Here is a 15,685-nt window from a genome sequence, read left to right on the forward strand (position 1 = left end):
AGGATGGTGGTGATCGCTGCGGTCAGCGTGGTCTTGCCGTGGTCAACGTGACCGATGGTGCCGACGTTGACGTGCGGCTTCGTACGTTCGAACTTACCCTTAGCCATTTCGCTAATTCCTTAAATAGAGATTCGGGGTTGCCCGGCGCCAGGCGCCGGGCAAAACCAATTACTTCTTGTTAGCCTGGATCGCGTCGGCCACGTGCTTCGGCGCTTGCGAGTAGTGCTTGAACTCCATCGAGTACGTAGCACGACCCTGCGACATCGAGCGCAGCGTGGTCGAGTAGCCAAACATTTCCGACAGCGGCACTTCGACCTTGATCATCTTGCCACCGGCCGGGTTGTCATCCATGCCCTGGATGATGCCGCGACGGGACGACAGGTCGCCCATGATGTCGCCCATGTACTCTTCCGGCGTCTCGATTTCGACGGCCATCATCGGCTCGAGGATGACAGCACCGGCGCGGCGCATGGCTTCCTTGAACGCGATCGAACCGGCCAGTTCGAATGCGATTTGCGACGAGTCGACATCGTGGTACGAACCGAACGTCAGGCGCACCTTCACGTCCACAACCGGGAAGCCCGCGAGCACACCGGCCTTCAGCGTGTTCTGGATACCCTTGTCGACCGACGGGATGAATTCGCGCGGAATCACGCCACCCTTGATTTCGTCGACGAACGAGTAGCCTGCGCCCTCGCCTGCCGGCTCAACGGTGATGACGCAATGGCCGTACTGACCCTTACCGCCCGACTGCTTGGCGTGCTTGCCCTCGACATCTTCCGCAACGCGGGTGATGGTTTCACGGTAAGCCACCTGCGGCGCGCCGACGTTGGCTTCAACGCCGAACTCACGCTTCATCCGGTCAACCAGAATTTCCAGGTGCAGTTCGCCCATACCCGAAATGATGGTCTGGCCCGATTCTTCATCGGTACGCACGCGGAACGACGGGTCTTCCTTGGCCAGGCGATTCAGGGCGGTGCCCATCTTTTCCTGGTCGGCCTTGGTCTTCGGTTCGACGGCAACGTGAATCACCGGCTCCGGGAAGACCATGCGCTCGAGGATGATCGGCGCATCGAGTGCACACAGGGTTTCACCGGTGGTCACGTCCTTCAGGCCGATTGCAGCAGCGATGTCGCCCGCGCAGACTTCGTCGATTTCCTTACGGTCGTTGGCGTGCATCTGCACGATACGGCCGATGCGCTCTTTCTTGTCCTTGACCGAGTTCAGCACCGAGTCGCCCTGCTTCACCACGCCCGAATACACGCGGAAGAAGGTCAGCTGACCGACGTACGGGTCGTTCATCAGCTTGAACGCGAGCGACGAGAACGGCGCGCTGTCCGAAGCTTCACGGGTAGCAGGCTGTTCCTTGTCATCGGTACCGTTGACTGGCGGAATATCGACCGGCGACGGCAGGAATTCGATGACAGCGTCGAGCATGCGCTGCACGCCCTTGTTCTTGAACGCGGTACCGCACAGCATCGGCTGGATTTCGCAAGCCAGCGTACGTTGACGGATGGCGCCGACGATTTCTTCCTCGCTGAGGTCACCCTCTTCGAGGTACTTGTTCATCAGCTCTTCCGACGCTTCGGCAGCGGATTCGACCATCTTCTCGCGCCATTCCTGAGCGACCGCCTTCAGGTCTTCCGGAATGTCGCGATATTCGAACTTCATGCCTTGCGACGCTTCGTCCCAGAAGATGGCCTGCATCTTCACGAGGTCGACGACGCCCTGGAAGTTGTCTTCAGCACCGATAGGCACAACGACCGGCACCGGATTCGCCTTCAGGCGGGTCTTCATCTGTTCGACGACGCGGAAGAAGTTGGCACCTTGACGGTCCATCTTGTTCACGAAGGCCAGACGCGGAACCTTGTACTTGTTGGCCTGACGCCAGACGGTTTCCGACTGCGGCTGAACGCCACCGACCGCGCAGTACACCATGCACGCGCCGTCAAGGACACGCATCGAGCGCTCGACTTCGATCGTGAAGTCGACGTGCCCCGGGGTGTCGATGATGTTGAAGCGGTGTTCCGGGAACTGCAGGCCCATGCCCTTCCAGAAGGTCGTGGTAGCAGCCGAGGTAATGGTGATGCCGCGTTCCTGTTCCTGCTCCATCCAGTCCATGGTGGCAGCACCGTCATGCACTTCACCGATCTTGTGGTTGACACCGGTGTAGAACAGGATGCGTTCGGTCGTCGTCGTTTTACCGGCGTCGATGTGAGCGGAGATACCGATGTTACGGTAGCGCTCAATGGGGGTAGTACGAGCCACGGTAGTTTCCTTAAACGGATTGCCGCATTAGAAGCGGAAGTGAGCAAAGGCCTTGTTGGCTTCGGCCATGCGGTGCACTTCGTCACGCTTCTTCATTGCGCCGCCACGACCTTCGGCCGCATCGAGCAGCTCACCGGCCAGACGCAGATCCATCGACTTCTCACCACGCTTGCGGGCAGCATCACGCAGCCAGCGCATCGCCAATGCCAAACGACGGCTGGGGCGGACTTCGACCGGAACCTGGTAGTTAGCACCACCGACACGGCGGCTCTTCACTTCGACAATCGGCTTGGCATTGCCGATGGCGGTGGTGAACACTTCGAGCGCGCTCTTGCCGGTTTTCTTTTCGATTTGTTCGAATGCACCGTAAACGATACGTTCTGCAACGGCCTTCTTGCCGTCGATCATGACCACGTTCATGAACTTGGTCAGTTCCTGCGAACCGAACTTCGGATCCGGCAGGACGTCGCGCTTCGGTACTTCTCTGCGTCTTGGCATGATTCTCTATCCTAAATATGACATTCAGTCGGGGCCCACTCATTACGATCCAGGCACCCCACGGCCGCCCAGCGGGACGACCACTTACTCGACGGTCTCGCCAATGCGATACACCGCCGCCTGCGGCCGAAATTACTTCGGACGCTTCGCGCCGTACTTCGAACGCGACTGCTTACGATCCTTGACGCCAGCGGTGTCGAGCGAACCGCGCACGGTGTGGTAACGCACACCCGGCAAGTCCTTGACACGACCACCGCGGATCAGCACAACACTCTTCTTCGGAGTGGTGGTGTACACGCGAGTGCACACGCCACGTTTTTGAGGGCAGGATTCGAGCGCGGGAACCTTGCTCTTCACCACTTCCTTCTCGCGGCCCTTGCGGACCAGCTGGTTGATGGTTGGCATTGATTACATCCTTCGAGTTAATCACCCCTTTCGGGGCCCCACTTCGGGTGGCAGGACACCCTGCCACCACCGGACATCGCGATTAGCGACGCCCAAATGAAGCCGGCGACGCACGGAAAATCCGAGCGTCGCCAGATTGGACTTGAGATTCTAAGAAAATCAAGCCCTTGTCGTCAAGTCGCGTACCGACTTCAGAGCGTTTCCTCGCTCTGAACGGCTTCCAGTGCCTCGAACGCCTGGTCCAGACCCTGAGCCTGACGCTTGCGCGAACGATGGTAAGCCAGACCGGTACCCGCCGGGATCAGACGGCCGACGATGACGTTTTCCTTCAGACCGCGCAGATCGTCGACCTTGCCCATGATGGCTGCTTCGGTCAGGACGCGCGTGGTTTCCTGGAACGATGCGGCCGAGATGAACGAGTCGGTCGACAGCGAGGCCTTGGTGATGCCCAGCAGCACGTTGTCGTATGCAGCCGGCTGCTTGCCTGCGGCGATCATCTCGTCGTTCTTCGACAGTACTTCCGCACGTTCGACCTGTTCGCCCGGGATGAAGCCGGTGTCGCCGTTGCTGGTGATGACCACGCGACGCAGCATCTGGCGAACGATCACCTCGATGTGCTTGTCGTTGATCTTCACGCCCTGCAGACGATAGACCTCCTGCACTTCCTGGACGACGTAGCGTGCCAGCGCCTCGATACCCTGCAGACGCAGGATGTCGTGCGGATCGATCGGACCGTCGACGATGGTTTCGCCGCGATTGACGACCTGGCCGTCGTGGACCATCACGTGCTTTTCCTTCGGGATCAGGTACTCGTGACCCAGACCTTCCAGATCGGTGATGATCAGACGCTGCTTGCCCTTGGTGTCCTTGCCGAACGAAACGGTACCGGTCACCTCGGCCAGCATGCCGGCATCCTTCGGCGAACGGGCTTCGAACAGCTCGGCCACGCGCGGCAGACCACCGGTAATGTCGCGGGTCTTGGCCGATTCCTGCGGAATCCGTGCCAGCACGTCGCCCTTGCCGACCGACTGGCCGTCCTTGACGGTAATGATCGCGCCCGGCTGGAAGCCGATGGTCACCGGAGTATCAGTGCCGGCCAGCTTCACTTCCTTGCCCTGCTCGTCGAGCAGCTTCACCAGCGGACGGATGCCCTTGGCGCCGGCCTTGGTCTTCGGGTTGATCACGACGAGGGTCGACAGACCGGTCACGTCATCGACCTGCTTGACGACGGTCATGCCTTCTTCGACGTTCTCGAAGCGGACCTGGCCTTCGTACTCGGTGATGATCGGACGGGTGTGCGGATCCCACGTACCCAGCACGGTACCGGCCTTGATGGTATCGCCGTCCTTGACGGTCAGCGTCGCACCGTACGGCACCTTGTGGCGCTCGCGCTCGCGGCCCTGATCGTCCAGCACCAGCACTTCGGCCGAACGGGTAATGATGATCAGTTCGCCCTTGTTGTTGGCGACATAACGCATCGTCGAGGTGAACGCCACTCGGCCGTTCGACTTCGATTCGACCTGGCTTGCTGCAGCGGCTCGCGACGCCGCACCACCGATGTGGAAGGTACGCATCGTCAGCTGGGTACCCGGCTCACCGATCGACTGCGCGGCGATCACGCCGACAGCCTCGCCGGCGTTGACGCGGTGCCCACGACCCAGATCGCGGCCATAGCACGACGCGCACAGGCCGTAGCGGGTTTCGCAAGTCAGCGGCGTACGTACCTTGACTTCGTCGACGCCGATTTCGTCGATACGATCGACGATGTCTTCGGTCAGCAGCGTGCCGGCTTCGAACACGGTTTCCTGGCTGCTCGGGTCGACGATGTCGACCGCAGCCACGCGGCCGAGAATCCGGTCGCGCAGCGCTTCGATCACGTCGCCGCCCTGTACCACCGCCTTCATCGTCACGCCGTTCTTGGTGTAGCAATCGTCCTCGATCACCACCAGATCCTGCGTCACGTCGACCAGACGACGGGTCAGGTAACCCGAGTTCGCGGTCTTCAGCGCGGTATCCGCCAGACCCTTACGTGCACCGTGGGTCGAGATGAAGTAGTCAAGAACGGTTAGGCCTTCGCGGAAGTTCGCCTTGATCGGCGTCTCGATGATCGAGCCGTCCGGCTTGGCCATCAGGCCCCGCATACCGGCAAGCTGACGGATCTGCGCAGCGGAACCCCGCGCGCCCGAGTCGGCCATCATGTAGATCGAGTTGAACGAGTCCTGCATCAGGCCCTTGCCGTTCTCGTCCTTGACGACCTTGCCGTCCGCGTCGAGTACCGGCTGCTTGCCGAGGTTGGCCATCATCGCCTTGGCGATGTCTTCACCGGCACGGCCCCAGATGTCGACGACCTTGTTGTAGCGCTCGCCCTGGGTCACCAGACCCGAGTTGTACTGCTGCTCGACGTCGCGTACTTCGGCGTTGGCGGCAGCCAGCAGTTCGGCCTTGGCGGCCGGCACCAGCATGTCGTCGACGCAGATCGAGATGCCGCCGCGGGTCGAGTAACCGAAGCCGGTGTACATCAGCTGGTCGGCGAACACGACGGTGTCCTTCAGGCCGCAGCTGCGGAACGAGGCATTGATCAGCTTGCCGATTTCCTTCTTCTTCAGCGCCTTGTCGATGTGGCTGAAGTCGAGGCCCTTCGGCAGGATTTCCGACAGGATCGCACGGCCGACGGTGGTATTGCGACGCACCGACCTGGCTTGCCATTCGCCGTTTTCGTCCTTGACCCATTCGTTCAGGCGGACCGAAACGCGGGTCTGCAGCGTGACGAACTTGTTGGCGTAGGCGCGCAGCGCTTCCTTGACATCGGTGAACGCCATGCCTTCGCCCTTGGCACGGACCGCCTCGCGGGTCATGTAGTACAGACCCAGAACGATGTCCTGCGACGGGACGATGATCGGCTCGCCGTTGGCCGGCGACAGCACGTTGTTCGATGCCAGCATCAGCGTGCGGGCTTCCATCTGCGCTTCCAGCGACAGCGGCACGTGAACGGCCATCTGGTCACCGTCGAAGTCGGCGTTGAACGCCGCGCAGACCAGCGGGTGCAGCTGGATCGCCTTGCCTTCGATCAGTACCGGCTCGAACGCCTGGATACCCAGACGGTGCAGCGTCGGCGCACGGTTCAGCAGGATCGGGTGTTCGCGGATGACGTCTTCGAGGATGTCCCAGACGACGGCTTCCTGCGATTCGACCATCTTCTTCGCGGCCTTGATCGTGGTCGCGAGGCCCAGCACTTCGAGCTTGTGGAAGATGAACGGCTTGAACAGTTCCAGCGCCATCAGCTTCGGCAGGCCGCACTGATGCAGACGCAGGTACGGACCGACGGTAATGACCGAACGACCCGAGTAGTCGACGCGCTTACCCAAGAGGTTCTGACGGAAACGACCGCCCTTGCCCTTGATCATGTCGGCGAGCGACTTCAGCGGACGCTTGTTGGCGCCGGTCATCGCCTTGCCGCGACGGCCATTGTCGAGCAGCGAGTCGACCGACTCCTGCAGCATGCGCTTTTCGTTGCGGACGATGATTTCCGGCGCGCGCAGCTCGAGCAGACGCTTGAGACGGTTGTTCCGGTTGATGACGCGACGATACAGGTCGTTCAGGTCCGACGTGGCGAAACGGCCACCGTCGAGCGGCACCAGCGGACGCAGTTCCGGCGGCAGCACCGGCAGCACTTCCATGACCATCCACTCCGGCTTGATGCCGGACTTCTGGAAAGCCTCGAGCACCTTGAGGCGCTTGGCGATCTTCTTGATCTTGGTGTCGGACGTGGTCGAGTCGAGCTCGCTGCGCAGCTTGCTGATCTCGTTGTCGCTATCGAGATTCTTCAGCAGTTCGCGAACCGCCTCGGCGCCCATCAGCGCGACGAATTCGTCGCCGTATTCGTCGAGCTTGTTGTAATAATCTTCTTCGGTCAGCAGCTGGCCACGGTTCAGCGGCGTCATGCCCGGCTCGACGACGATGAAGGCTTCGAAGTACAACACGCGTTCGATGTCGCGCAGCGGAATGTCGAGCACCATGCCCAGACGCGACGGCAGCGACTTCAAGAACCAGATGTGCGCAACCGGCGACGCCAGTTCGATGTGGCCCATGCGTTCGCGGCGCACCTTGGACAGCGTGACTTCAACGCCGCACTTTTCGCAGATCACACCGCGATGCTTGAGGCGCTTGTACTTGCCGCACAGGCATTCGTAGTCCTTGATCGGCCCGAAAATGCGCGCGCAGAACAGACCGTCGCGTTCCGGCTTGAACGTGCGGTAGTTGATCGTTTCCGGCTTTTTGACTTCGCCGAACGACCACGAACGAATCTTCTCGGGCGATGCGAGCCCGATCTTGATCGCGTCAAATTCTTCGTCTTGCGCGACCTGCTTGAAGAGTTCGAGTAAGCCTTTCATTCATTTAGCTCCTGTGAGGGTGAGGCGTTCGGTACGAGGCGGCCGGGGCCGCCCCTCCTCACACAATCACTCGGTTTCCAGATCGATATCGATACCCAGCGAACGGATTTCCTTCACCAGCACGTTGAAGGATTCCGGCATGCCGGCGTCGATCCGGTGATCGCCCTTGACGATGTTCTCGTAGACCTTGGTCCGGCCGTTCACATCGTCCGACTTCACCGTCAGCATTTCCTGCAGCGTGTACGCCGCGCCATACGCTTCGAGTGCCCAGACTTCCATTTCACCGAAACGCTGGCCACCGAACTGCGCCTTACCACCCAGCGGCTGCTGGGTGACGAGCGAGTACGGACCGGTCGAACGGGCGTGCATCTTGTCATCGACCAAGTGATGCAGCTTCAGGTAGTGCATCACGCCGACGGTGACCTTGCGCTCGAACGCTTCGCCGGTGCGGCCGTCGAACAGCTGCATCTGCGTCTTGCTGCTGTTGAAGTCGAGCAGCTGGGTACGCGCGTCTGCGTCCGGATAAGCCAGATCCAGCATCTGATGGATTTCGCTTTCCTTCGCACCGTCGAACACCGGGCTGGCGAACGTCATGCCACGACGCAGACCATTGGCGAGCTGAACGACTTCGTCTTCCGACAGACCGGCGATATCTTCCTGACGGCCGGCGCAGTTGTAGATCTGGTCGAGGTACTGGCGCATTTCGGCGATATTGCGCTGTTCACGCAGCATCGCATCGATACGCTGACCGATCCCCTTCGCGGCCCAGCCGAGGTGGACTTCGAGAATCTGACCGATGTTCATCCGCGACGGAACGCCCAGCGGGTTCAGCACGATGTCGACGGTCGAACCGTCGGCCATGTACGGCAGATCTTCCACCGGCAGGATCTTCGAGACCACGCCCTTGTTACCGTGACGGCCGGCCATCTTGTCGCCCGGCTGCAGACGGCGCTTCACCGCGACGTAGACCTTGACCATCTTGATCACGCCCGGCGGCAGTTCGTCGCCCTGGGTCAGCTTGCGCTTCTTGTCTTCGAACTTGAGGTCGAAGTCGCCCTTCATCTGCGCGATCAGGTCCTTCATCGCTTCGAGCTGGCGCGCGCTTTCCTCGTCGGCCAGACGGATGTCGAACCAGTCGTGCTTGGACGGCAGATCGGCCAGGTAGTCGTGGTTGATCTCGGTGCCCTTCGCCAGACGCTTCGGACCACCGTTGGCCACCTTGCCGACGATCATCCGCTCGATCCGTTCGAACAGGTCGTTTTCGACGATGCGCAGCTGGTCGTTCAGGTCGGTACGGTGGCGGCGCAGCTGTTCGTCGATGATGGCCTGGGCGCGCTTGTCGCGCTCCACGCCTTCACGGGTGAACACCTGCACGTCGATGACGGTCCCGGTCATACCCGACGGCACGCGCAGCGAGGTGTCCTTCACGTCGGACGCCTTCTCGCCGAAGATCGCGCGCAGCAGCTTTTCTTCCGGGGTCAGCTGGGTTTCGCCCTTCGGCGTCACCTTGCCGACCAGCACGTCGCCGGCTTCGACTTCGGCGCCGATGTACACCACGCCCGACTCATCCAGACGGCCGAGCATGCGCTCGGACAGGTTCGAGATGTCGCGGGTGATTTCTTCCGGACCGAGCTTGGTGTCACGTGCCATGACCGACAGTTCCTCGATGTGGATCGAGGTATAGCGGTCTTCGGCAACGACCTTCTCCGAGATCAGGATCGAGTCTTCGAAGTTGTAGCCGTTCCAAGGCATGAAGGCGATGGTCATGTTCTGACCGAGTGCCATTTCGCCGAGGTCGGTCGATGCGCCGTCAGCCACCACGTCACCCTTGGTGATGCGGTCGCCGCGCTTGAGCACCGGACGCTGGTTGATGTTGGTGTTCTGGTTCGAACGGGTGAACTTGACGAGGTTGTAGATATCCACGCCGGTTTCGCCCGGCAGGGTCTCGTCGTCGTTCACGCGCACCACGACGCGGTTGGCGTCGACATAGTCGACGATACCGCCACGCAGCGCAGCCACGGCCGTACCCGAGTCGACCGCGCAGGTGCGCTCGATACCGGTACCGACGAACGGCTTCTCGGCGCGCAGCACCGGCACCGCCTGACGCTGCATGTTGGCACCCATCAGCGCACGGTTCGCGTCGTCGTGTTCGAGGAACGGAATCAGCGAAGCGGCAACCGATACGATCTGGCTCGGCGCGACGTCCATGTACTGGACGCGATCCGGCGTAGCGACGATGGTTTCACCGTGTTCACGGCAGGTCACCATTTCGTCGATCAGACGGCCTTCTTCGTCGGTTTGCGCATTGGCCTGCGCAATCACGTACTTGCCTTCTTCGATGGCCGACAGGTAATCGATCTCGCTGGTGGCCTTGCCGTCGATGACCTTGCGGTACGGCGTCTCGAGGAAACCGTACTCGTTGGTGCGGGCATAGCACGACAGCGAGTTGATCAGACCGATATTCGGGCCTTCCGGCGTTTCGATCGGGCAGACGCGACCGTAGTGGGTCGGGTGCACGTCGCGGACTTCGAAGCCGGCGCGTTCGCGGGTCAGACCACCCGGGCCAAGGGCCGAAACGCGGCGCTTGTGGGTAATTTCCGACAGCGGGTTGGTCTGGTCCATGAACTGCGACAGCTGCGACGAACCGAAGAATTCCTTGATCGCCGCCGAAACCGGCTTCGCATTGATCAGGTCGTGCGGCATCAGGTTGTCCGATTCCGCTTGCGACAGGCGTTCCTTGACAGCGCGCTCGACGCGCACCAGACCGGCACGGAACTGGTTCTCGGCCAGCTCGCCGACCGAACGCACGCGGCGGTTGCCCAGGTGATCGATGTCGTCGACGTCGCCGCGACCGTTGCGCAGCTCGACCAGGATGCTGATGACGGCAAGGATGTCGTCCACCGACAGCGTGCCGGCACCTTCAAGACCCATTTCGCCGACGCGCTCGTAGAAGTTGCGCATCCAGCCCGGGGTCTTCTCGTCGCGCGGCGCGAGATAGGCACGGCTGTTGAACTTCATCCGGCCGACGGCCGACAGGTCGTAACGGTCTTCGGAGAAGAACAGGCCGTTGAACAGCGCCTGGACCGAGTCTTCGGTCGGCGGCTCGCCCGGACGCATCATGCGGTAGATCGCGACGCGTGCGGCGTATTCGTCGGCAACGTCGTCCGAACGCAGGCTTTGCGAGATGAACGCGCCCTGGTCCAGATCGTTGACGTACAGCACCTTCATCTCGGTCACACCGGCGATGTCGAGCTTGGCGGCCAGATCTTCGGTGATTTCCTCGTTGGCGCGTGCCAGCACTTCACCGGTTTCCGGGTGCACGACAGCATGCGCAAGCAGCCGGCCGTACAGGAAGTCGACCGGCACCGGCAGTGCGGTGATCCCAGCCGTCTGGATGTCGCGGATGGTCTTGGCGGTGATGCGCTTGTCCTTCTGCGCCAGCACCTTGCCGTCGCTCGAGACGATGTCGAACTTGGCGACTTCGCCCTTCAGGCGTTCCGGCACCAGCGCCATCTGCAGACCGTCTTCGCCAATGGTGAAGGTATCGGTATCGTAAAAACGCTCGAGAATTTCTTCCGGCGTGAAGCCCAGCGCCTTCAGCAGCACCGACACCGGCATCTTGCGGCGACGGTCGATCCGGAAGAACAGCAGGTCCTTCGGGTCGAATTCGAAATCGAGCCACGAGCCGCGGTACGGAATGATCCGTGCCGAGAACAGCAGCTTGCCCGAGCTGTGGGTCTTGCCCTTGTCGTGTTCGAAGAACACGCCCGGCGAGCGGTGCAGCTGCGAGACGATGACGCGTTCGGTACCGTTGATGACGAACGAACCGTTCCGGGTCATCAGCGGGATTTCGCCGAAGTAGACGTCCTGCTCCTTGACTTCCTTCACCGTCGGCTTGGCCGCTTCGCGATCCATGATCACGAGACGCACGCGCGCGCGCAGCGGCGCCGCAAAGGTGATGCCGCGTTGCTGGCACTCGATCACGTCGAAGGGCGGATCGCCGAGCACGTAGTGGACGAACTCAAGGCGTGCATTGCCGTTGTGCGACTCGATCGGGAAAATCGAGCTGAACGCAGCCTGCAGACCGTTGGTATTCCGCTCTGCGACCGGCACGCCCAGTTGCAGGAACTCGGTGTACGAGTTGATCTGGGTCGCGAGGAGAAAAGGAACGTCGAGAACGCTCGCCCGCTTCGCAAAACTCTTACGAATGCGTTTCTTCTCTGTGAACGAGTAATTCATACTCAAAAGCTCTCCATGGATTGGGGCGCAAAAGACAAACCGCAAAGCGCTCCGGGAACATTTTTCCGGTTTGTCATCTGTGGAGCGAAACCGTCAGGAACATCCTTTAGATTTAGCTTACAGAACGGCAGTCAAACAAACGCAAAATGGCAGGCGGATTCCTCCGCCTGCCTATTTCGAGTAATCGCCGAAGCGATTACTTCATCTCAGCAGTAGCGCCTGCTTCGACCAGCTTCTTGACCATGGCTTCAGCGTCAGCCTTGGCAATGCCTTCCTTCAGCGGCTTCGGAGCACCGTCGACCAGGTCCTTGGCTTCCTTCAGACCCAGGCCGGTCACTTCGCGCACGACCTTGATCACGCCGACCTTGTTGGCGCCAGCGCCGGTCAGGATCACGTCGAACTCGGTCTTCTCTTCTGCAGCAGCAGCACCAGCACCGGCAGCCGGGCCAGCAACGGCAACGGCAGCAGCCGAAACGCCGAACTTCTCTTCGAACGCCTTCACCAGGTCGTTCAGTTCCATAACGGTCAGGCCAGCAACCGCGTCGAGGATATCGTCTTTGGACAGAGCCATTTGTAAATACTCCTGAAAATCTTTTCGAAAGGGTAATGAATCGGGAAGCGGTTACGCTTCGGCCGGAACAGCTTCGGCCGGAGCCGATTCGCCAGCTTGCTTCTTCTCTGCCAGCGCGGCGAGGCCACGGGCGAAGCCAGCCACCGGTGCTTGCATGACGTAAAGCAGCTTGGACAGCAGCTCTTCGCGGCTCGGGATCGAGGCCAGCGCGGCAACGCCGGCTTGGTCCAACACCTGACCTTCATACGAACCGGCCTTGATGACGATCTTGTCGTCTTTCTTGGCGAACGTGTTCAGCACCTTGGCTGCAGCAACCGGGTCTTCGGAAATGCCGTAAACCAGCGGACCGACCATTTGGTCAGCCAAGCCGGCGAACGGCGTACCTTCGACCGCACGGCGTGCCAGCGTATTCTTCAGAACGCGCAGGTACACACCGGACTCTCGCGCTTGCTTGCGCAGAAGAGTCATGCTGGCAACCCCGATACCCCGATACTCGGCGACGACGATGGTCTGAGCGCCGGCAACTACTGCCGAAATCTCAGCTACGACGGCCTTTTTGTCTTCGAGATTGAGACTCAAGGTCTACCTCCATTACGAGATGTTTGGCATGGCAAAGCCACACCTCCCAACGGCGACCTTTCCTTCAGGAAACCCGTGACGAACGCCACAGGCCAAATCCAGATTGGGCACACCGTCTGCGTAGACTGCCGGCGAACCGGCGATTAAGCGTCGAAACGCGCCTACGGTCTTGGACTACCCTGCCCGACACCGAAGCACCGGACAGGCCCAAAATTGCTTATTGCGCCAGCGTAGCGGCGTCGACGCGAACGCCCACACCCATCGTGCTCGAGACGGCAACCTTCTTCAGGTAGATACCCTTACTCGAAGCCGGCTTGGCCTTCTGCAGCGCATCGATCAGCGCAGCCAGGTTGACCTTGAGGTCTTCGGCTTCGAACGATGCACGACCGATTGTCGCGTGGATGATGCCACCCTTGTCGGTACGGTATTGAACCTGACCGGCCTTGGCGTTCTTCACGGCCTCGGCAACGTTCGGTGTAACGGTACCGACCTTCGGGTTCGGCATCAGGCCGCGCGGACCGAGGATCTGGCCGAGCTGGCCGACGATACGCATTGCGTCCGGCGAAGCGATGACGACGTCGAAGTCGAGATTGCCGGCCTTGATCTGTTCGGCGAGGTCTTCGAAACCGACGACTTCAGCACCGGCAGCCTTGGCGGCTTCTGCGTTTGCGCCCTGGGCGAACACAGCAACGCGCACCGACTTGCCGGTACCCTTCGGCAGCACGACCGAGCCGCGAACCACTTGGTCCGACTTGCGCGCGTCAACGCCGAGGTTGACCGACACGTCGATCGATTCGTTGAACTTGGCGGTAGCCGCACCCTTGACCAGCGCGAGCGCCTCGTCAACGGCGTACAGCTTGTTGCGATCAACCGAAGCCTTCAGAGCGGCGAGACGCTTGGAAACCTTAGCCATTTACACGCCCTCCACTTCGAGGCCCATCGAACGCGCCGAACCCGCGATGATGCGCACGGCAGCATCGAGATCGGCAGCGGTCAGGTCCGCCTGCTTGGTCTTCACGATTTCTTCCAGCTGAGCACGGCTCACCTTGCCGACCTTGTCGGTATGCGGACGAGCGGAACCCTTCTGGATGCCGGCAGCCTTCTTCAGCAGAATGGTTGCAGGCGGCGACTTCATCACGAAGGTGAAGGACTTGTCCGCGAAGGCGGTGATCACGACCGGAATCGGCAGACCCGGCTCGATGCCTTGGGTCTGGGCGTTGAACGCCTTGCAGAACTCCATGATGTTCAGGCCGCGCTGACCAAGTGCCGGGCCGATAGGCGGCGACGGGTTGGCTTTACCAGCGGGCACTTGCAGCTTGATGTAGCCGACAATCTTCTTTGCCACGATTTAACTCCTGAAATGGGTCAAGCGCGGACTCGCATCCGCTCCCCTGCTACAACCGGACCGAAGCCCGGTACTGAAACCAGATCAGACTTTCTCGACCTGGGAGAAATCCACATCGACCGGCGTGGCGCGACCGAAGATCAGCACCGACACCTTGAGGCGACTCTTGTCGTAGTCGACATCCTCAACGGTGGCGTTGAAGTCTGCGAACGGACCATCGGTCACGCGCAACACTTCACCCACCTCGAACAGCACCTTGGGACGCGGCTTTTCCACACCCTCTTGCATCTGCTGCATGATCGCATCGACTTCGCGCTGCGAAATCGGCGACGGACGATTGCCGACACCACCGATAAAGCCGGTCACCTTGGGTGTCGACTTGACCAGATGCCAGGAATCGTCGGTCATTTCCATTTCAACGAGCACATAGCCCGGGAAGAACTTGCGCTCGGTCAGGGCCTTGCGACCCGCCTTGATCTCGACAACCTCTTCCACCGGCACGAGAATCTGCCCGAACAGATGCTGCATGTCCGCGCGCTCGATACGCTCTTTCAGCGCCTTCTGCACACTCTTCTCGAACCCCGAGTACGCATGCACGACGTACCAACGCATTCCCATGTATGACTCCGCTAATCTACTTAACCGCGCCCGAGGACCAGGTCGTAGAACACCCAGGCCAGACCCGAGTCAACCGCCCACATGAAGAGGGCCAGCACGCCCACGAACAGGAAAACGATACCGGTGAGCTGCCAGGTCTCCTTGCGGGACGGCCAGACCACCTTTTGCGCCTCCTTGATCGAGTCGCGCGCATAGTCGACAAACTGCCGCCCAAGCACAGAGAACCAGAGCATCGCTCCGGCCATTGCCAAACCCAGCACCACGCACACAACGCGCAGCACACCTTGGTCGGCCGGCACCATGTAGTAACCGGCGATACCTACGACCACGAGCAGCAGCGCTGCCACGACCTTGATTTTGTCGACGCTTTCCATAATCCTGATTCGGACAGCAAATAAAACAGAGCCGTTTCCCTGCGGAAACGGCTCTGATTCTAGACCGTGGCAGGCGAGGAGGGTTTCGAACCCCCAACCCCCGGTTTTGGAGACCGGTGCTCTACCAATTGAGCTACTCGCCTACGGGGAAACACGGCACTTTATCAGCACCGCGTCTTTATGTAAATACTTATTCGATGATCTTGGCAACGACACCGGCGCCGACGGTACGACCGCCTTCACGGATGGCGAAACGCAGACCTTGTTCCATTGCGATCGGTGCGATCAGCGACACGACGACTTCAACGTTGTCACCCGGCATCACCATTTCGACACCAGCCGGCAGCTCGACCGCACCGGTCACGTCGGTGGTACGGAAGTAGAACTGCGGACGATA

Annotated in this window: 13 protein-coding genes and 1 tRNA gene; all 14 read right to left on the minus strand. The window is 60.8% G+C overall.

The genetic code is table 11. The features are described 5' to 3' along the window. Positions 1-107 (minus strand): GTP-binding protein (locus IE097_RS18925; protein ID WP_229797655.1); only part of this gene is annotated, 107 nt, incomplete at its 3' end. Positions 108-168: 61 nt separating this feature from the next. Further along, positions 169-2,268, minus strand: a complete 2,100-nt coding sequence (gene fusA, locus IE097_RS18930) for an elongation factor G (RefSeq protein ID WP_189462459.1) — start codon at positions 2,266-2,268, stop codon at positions 169-171. Positions 2,269-2,295: 27 nt separating this feature from the next. Further along, the gene (gene rpsG / locus IE097_RS18935; RefSeq protein ID WP_070530643.1) at positions 2,296-2,766 is read right to left on the minus strand and encodes a 30S ribosomal protein S7; all 471 of its coding nucleotides are present in this window, start codon (positions 2,764-2,766) and stop codon (positions 2,296-2,298) included. Between the two features lie 132 nt (positions 2,767-2,898). Continuing rightward, the gene (gene rpsL / locus IE097_RS18940; protein WP_189462460.1) at positions 2,899-3,171 is read right to left on the minus strand and encodes an uS12 family ribosomal protein; all 273 of its coding nucleotides are present in this window, start codon (positions 3,169-3,171) and stop codon (positions 2,899-2,901) included. Between the two features lie 191 nt (positions 3,172-3,362). Continuing rightward, positions 3,363-7,562, minus strand: a complete 4,200-nt coding sequence (gene rpoC / locus IE097_RS18945; protein ID WP_189462461.1) for a DNA-directed RNA polymerase subunit beta' — start codon at positions 7,560-7,562, stop codon at positions 3,363-3,365. Between the two features lie 66 nt (positions 7,563-7,628). Further along, the gene (gene rpoB / locus IE097_RS18950) at positions 7,629-11,801 is read right to left on the minus strand and encodes a DNA-directed RNA polymerase subunit beta (RefSeq protein WP_189462462.1); all 4,173 of its coding nucleotides are present in this window, start codon (positions 11,799-11,801) and stop codon (positions 7,629-7,631) included. Positions 11,802-11,997: 196 nt separating this feature from the next. Continuing rightward, on the minus strand, positions 11,998-12,372 hold the full coding sequence (gene rplL, locus IE097_RS18955; protein ID WP_189462463.1) for a 50S ribosomal protein L7/L12: 375 nt from the start codon (positions 12,370-12,372) through the stop codon (positions 11,998-12,000). Between the two features lie 51 nt (positions 12,373-12,423). After that, a complete protein-coding gene (gene rplJ, locus IE097_RS18960; RefSeq protein WP_189462464.1) occupies positions 12,424-12,951 on the minus strand; it encodes a 50S ribosomal protein L10 in 528 nt (175 codons plus the stop codon). A 217-nt stretch (positions 12,952-13,168) separates the two neighbouring features. Beyond that, positions 13,169-13,864, minus strand: coding sequence for a 50S ribosomal protein L1 (rplA, locus tag IE097_RS18965; RefSeq protein WP_189462465.1), 696 nt, complete (start codon positions 13,862-13,864; stop codon positions 13,169-13,171). After that, positions 13,865-14,296, minus strand: coding sequence for a 50S ribosomal protein L11 (gene rplK / locus IE097_RS18970; protein WP_070530629.1), 432 nt, complete (start codon positions 14,294-14,296; stop codon positions 13,865-13,867). An 84-nt stretch (positions 14,297-14,380) separates the two neighbouring features. Next, positions 14,381-14,914 (minus strand): transcription termination/antitermination protein NusG, encoded by a 534-nt coding sequence (gene nusG / locus IE097_RS18975; RefSeq protein ID WP_189462466.1) that lies wholly within the window; start codon positions 14,912-14,914, stop codon positions 14,381-14,383. A gap of 20 nt (positions 14,915-14,934) precedes the next feature. After that, on the minus strand, positions 14,935-15,288 hold the full coding sequence (gene secE / locus IE097_RS18980; protein ID WP_189462467.1) for a preprotein translocase subunit SecE: 354 nt from the start codon (positions 15,286-15,288) through the stop codon (positions 14,935-14,937). A gap of 67 nt (positions 15,289-15,355) precedes the next feature. Then, positions 15,356-15,431 (minus strand) — tRNA-Trp (locus IE097_RS18985). A 47-nt stretch (positions 15,432-15,478) separates the two neighbouring features. After that, positions 15,479-15,685: EF-Tu C-terminal domain-related protein (locus IE097_RS18990; protein ID WP_505735619.1), on the minus strand; the 207-nt coding region annotated here is incomplete at its 5' end.

Origin of the sequence: Jeongeupia chitinilytica (assembly GCF_014652315.1) — a bacterium.
Lineage (GTDB): Bacteria > Pseudomonadota > Gammaproteobacteria > Burkholderiales > Chitinibacteraceae > Jeongeupia > Jeongeupia chitinilytica.